At 71.4% G+C, this 3826-nt stretch carries 4 protein-coding genes; 2 read left to right on the top strand and 2 right to left on the bottom strand.

Translation table 11 applies throughout. The features are described 5' to 3' along the window. Positions 1 to 195: 195 nt before the first annotated feature. On the bottom strand, positions 196 to 1149 hold the full coding sequence (locus G3I19_RS35135; RefSeq protein ID WP_164267743.1) for an EamA family transporter: 954 nt from the start codon (positions 1147 to 1149) through the stop codon (positions 196 to 198). A 152-nt stretch (positions 1150 to 1301) separates the two neighbouring features. Here G3I19_RS35135 and G3I19_RS35130 point away from each other — a divergent pair, with 152 nt between their 5' ends. Both G3I19_RS35130 and G3I19_RS35125 read left to right on the top strand, forming a co-directional pair. Then, complete coding sequence (locus G3I19_RS35130) at positions 1302 to 1856, top strand: hypothetical protein (protein ID WP_164267742.1); 555 nt, start codon at positions 1302 to 1304, stop codon at positions 1854 to 1856. 53 nt (positions 1857 to 1909) lie between these two features. Continuing rightward, a complete protein-coding gene (locus tag G3I19_RS35125) occupies positions 1910 to 2827 on the top strand; it encodes a hypothetical protein (RefSeq protein WP_164267741.1) in 918 nt (305 codons plus the stop codon). Between the two features lie 84 nt (positions 2828 to 2911). Here G3I19_RS35125 and G3I19_RS35120 read toward each other — a convergent pair. After that, on the bottom strand, positions 2912 to 3826 hold a 915-nt coding region (locus G3I19_RS35120), incomplete at its 5' end, for a heterodisulfide reductase-related iron-sulfur binding cluster (RefSeq protein WP_275402800.1).

Genomic DNA, 3826 nt, shown 5'->3' with positions numbered 1-3826 from the left:
CCGTTGCCACCGCAGGGGCCCGCCGGGCCCCGCCCACGCCCGCCCCGGCCCCCGCGGGGATCTGTGACGCACTTCATGGCCGGGCGGGACGCGGGGAGGGCGCGGGACGGCCCGCCGGATCAGCGAAGACCCCGCGGCGTGGTCCGCGCGGGAGGGCGTGGCATCCAGCCTCTTACGGACCGGCCGGCCCCCGCGTCACTTCCCGGTGACCTGCGTCCGTACCGCCCCCATGCTCGCCACGATCACCAGCGCGATGGCCAGCGCGTCCACCCCGGACAGCGCCTGGTGCAGGACGAGGAAGCCGGCCGTCGCAGCGATGGCAGGCTCCAGGCTCATCAGCACCGCGAAGGTCGAGGCGGGCAGCCGGCGCAGGGCGAGCAGCTCCAGGGTGTACGGCAGTACGGACGACATCAGCGCCACCGCGGCGCCCAGCCCCAGGGTGCTCGGGACGAGCAGCTTGGAGCCCGCGTCCGCGATGCCGAGGGGCAGCATCAGCAGGGCGCCCACCGCCATCGCCAGCGCCAGCCCGTCCGCACGCGGGAAGCGGGCGCCGGTGCGGGCGCTGAAGATGATGTACGCGGCCCACATCCCGCCCGCCGCGAGCGCGAACGCCACACCGACCAGGTTCAGACCGCCGAAGCCGCCACCGCTCAGCAGCACCACTCCGCAGAGGGCGAGCCCGGCCCACAGCAGGTTCACCAGCCTCCGTGAGGCGATCACCGAGAGGGCGAGCGGCCCGAGCACCTCCAGGGTCACGGCCGCGCCCAGCGGGATGCGGTCGGCCGCCTGGTAGAAGAACCCGTTCATGCCGGCCATCGCGACCCCGAAGACCAGGACGGTGCCCCAGTCCGTCCGCGACAGCCCGCGCACCCGGGGCCGGCACACGACGAGCAGCACGACCGCGGCGACGGCGAGCCGCAGCGAGACCACACCCAGCGCCCCGGCCCTCGGCATCAGCCAGACGGCGACGGCCGCCCCGAACTGCACCGAGATCCCCCCGGACAGCACAAGCCCGAGCGGCCCGAGCCGCCCCCGCAGCCCGGCGGCCCCGGAAACACCCGGAGCGGCCGGGACGTCAGTGGTCGCGACGGAGGGTTCGGTCAGCGCGGTGTCGAGAGCCTTGGCGTCGGCGGGGGCGATCGGATCCATGACGTCCACAGTAAGGGCCCGGAACGGGATCTCCCTCTTACGGTTTCCGGCTCACTCACCGCATCGAGCGAACCGGGCACACTTTCATACAGTGAGGCTCTCCCGCCGGTAATGTGCCGTGCATCCGGACAGGGAGTACGAGAGGGCGCGGAGTGCAGGGTCTGCCAGAACTGAATCAGGCAACCGGGCTGCTGCCTCCCGGGCGCTACACTGCGAATCTCGACCAGTTGCACACGCGTTTCGTCGCCGCTCCGGACTTCGCCGACTCCAGGACACGGAAACAGCTCTGGGCCGAATGGGAACAGCACCGGCTCATCGTCGAAGCGGTGACCGGCGGGATATCGAGGCTGTGGCTGGGCGGAAGTTTCGTGAGTGGCAAGCTCGATCCGGGTGACATCGACGTCACCTACCTGCTCCGTGCGCAAACGTACGACCGCCTGGACCGTGAGTCTCTCGTGGCTCTCGATGAGCTCACCGACAGGGTGTGGTGCGTGGAGCACGACATGCGCCTGGATGCTTACCTCATCCGGCTTCCGGAGGACGTGCCGTTCTGGCAACTGATGCCGAGTCTCTTCACCCCGCTCACAAACGATTCGTTTCGCGACATCGGGCTCTACGATGAGGTCTGGCAATGCGCCCGGAACCCGTCTCCGTCCGATGATGAAACCGGCCGGCTGCGCCGAGGATATGTGGAGGTGCTGCTATGACGGCTCCGGCTCCATTCCCGGACCCGCAGGACAGGGCAGCCGTACTCCGATGGATGCGTGAGAGCAGACAGCGCGCGGGCGGCCGGGCTGTTCCTGAGACGCCGGAGGAATTCGCCGCGGTCCAGCGCCAACGGTTGCTGCGCCAAGCTGACCTGCCCGGAACGGCGGGGCCACGGCGCCGTATGGATGTGGCGCTGACCGGCCCCGCGACATCCGCGCATGAGGTGAGAGTCTCCGTGCTCGGCCCCTTCCTCGCCAATCTCCAGGAGTCGGTTTCCGCTGTCGCTCAGGCGCTGACCGGACGACCGACGAACGCCGCGTCGATCCCCCGGCCCATTCGTGAGATGACCGCGCTGAGTGCGTCCGCCCTGTTCCCGTCATCGTTCGGAGTGGCCCTCTACGGACCGGAGCGGGAGATCCCGCAGGACAGCCTCTTCCCCGATCTGCGCGGAGACCTGCCCACAGTCCTGGACGACGCTGTGGACACCGTTCTGGATGTGGTGGACCTGTCCGAGAACACCGGCCGGTCCGACGACCGGCTGGCGGAGCAACTGGTCCCCTTGGGCCAGCGCGCGATGAAGCACCTCGGCGCACTGACCGCGGGACTCACCGACGCGGAGCTGGGGCTGCGTCTGACGTGGTACGCAGAAGGCGGCCGGCCACGGCACAGCCAGTGGACCCCTGACGGTGCCCAGCGCGTGCGTTATCTCTGTGAGCACAGTGAATTCCAGACTCCGGAGGTCCTGTCTGTCACCGGATGGCTGGGCAGCGCCAGCGCGCTCCGCGGAACGGTCGAGATCCGTACCGACGGCGGGGAGATCATCCGGGCACGCACGGATGAAGAGATCACTCCGCGGCTCGGCGCGTACTTCGGCAATCGCGTGGAAGCCGATGTGGAGGTGACGACCGTCCGGTCGGCCGGAGGTCGCGAGCGCAAGAACTACGCAGTCGTGGCGCTGCGGAACGCGTGACCGACCGCCCCGTACAACGGACAAGGCCGTGGCAACCGGCCGCCGGCCGGTCCAGGCCCACTCGGTACGTCCACAGCCCTCGCGTCAGGACACGCCCCCCGCCTGCCTCCCACTCGCGCGCTCGTCCTCACCCAGCCCCTCACCCAGCCCCTCCGCCAGTACCTCCGCCAGATGCCGCCCCGGCCGGCCGCCGAGACCGGCCAGCTGGTCCAGCTGGGTGCGGCAGGAGAAGCCGTCCGCCAGGATCTCCGTCCCCGGGGGCGCCGCCCGCACCGCGGGCAGCAGTTGTTCACCGGCGCACGCGACCGACACCTCGTAATGGCCGCGTTCGAAGCCGAAGTTGCCCGCGAGGCCGCAGCAGCCTCCGCTCAGTTCGCCCGTCAGGCCCGCCTTCGCGCGCAGCCGGCGTTCGGCCGCGTCGCCGAGGACCGCGTGCTGGTGGCAGTGGGTCTGGCCCGCCACCTCGCGGTCGAGCACCGGGGGCCGCCACTGCGGGGCCTGTTCCTCCAGGGCCTGTGCGAAGGTCCGTACCGACCGTGCCAGCCGGTGCGCGCGCGGGTCGTCGCCGAGCAGCTCCGGCAGGTCGGTCCTGAGCGCGGCCGCGCAGCTCGGTTCCAGTACGACGACGGGCAGCTCCGCGTCGAGCAGCGGCTCCACCCGGTCGAGGGTCCGGCGCAGCACCGTGCGGGCCTGGTCCAGCTGGCCGGTCGTCACATAGGTCAGCCCGCAGCACACCCCGTCCGGCGGCAGCGCGATGCCGAGCCCCGCCGACTCCAGGACCCGCACCGCCGCCCTGCCCACCTGCGGGGAGAGATGGTCGGTGAAGGTGTCGGGCCACAGGACGACCCGGGCCGGCGGCTGCACCCGGGTGCCGAACCAGCGCCGGAACGTCTGCGGCGCCAGCGCCGGAATCGTCCGCTCCGGGGCGATCCCGCCGAGGCGCTTGGCGAGCGACGCCAGCGGGCCCACCCCGGCCAGCGCGTTCACCGCGCGGGCGTA

Origin of the sequence: Streptomyces sp. SID10853 (genome assembly GCF_010548145.1) — a bacterium.
Classification (GTDB): domain Bacteria; phylum Actinomycetota; class Actinomycetes; order Streptomycetales; family Streptomycetaceae; genus Streptomyces.
This window is presented reverse-complemented; position numbering and strand designations above follow the sequence as displayed.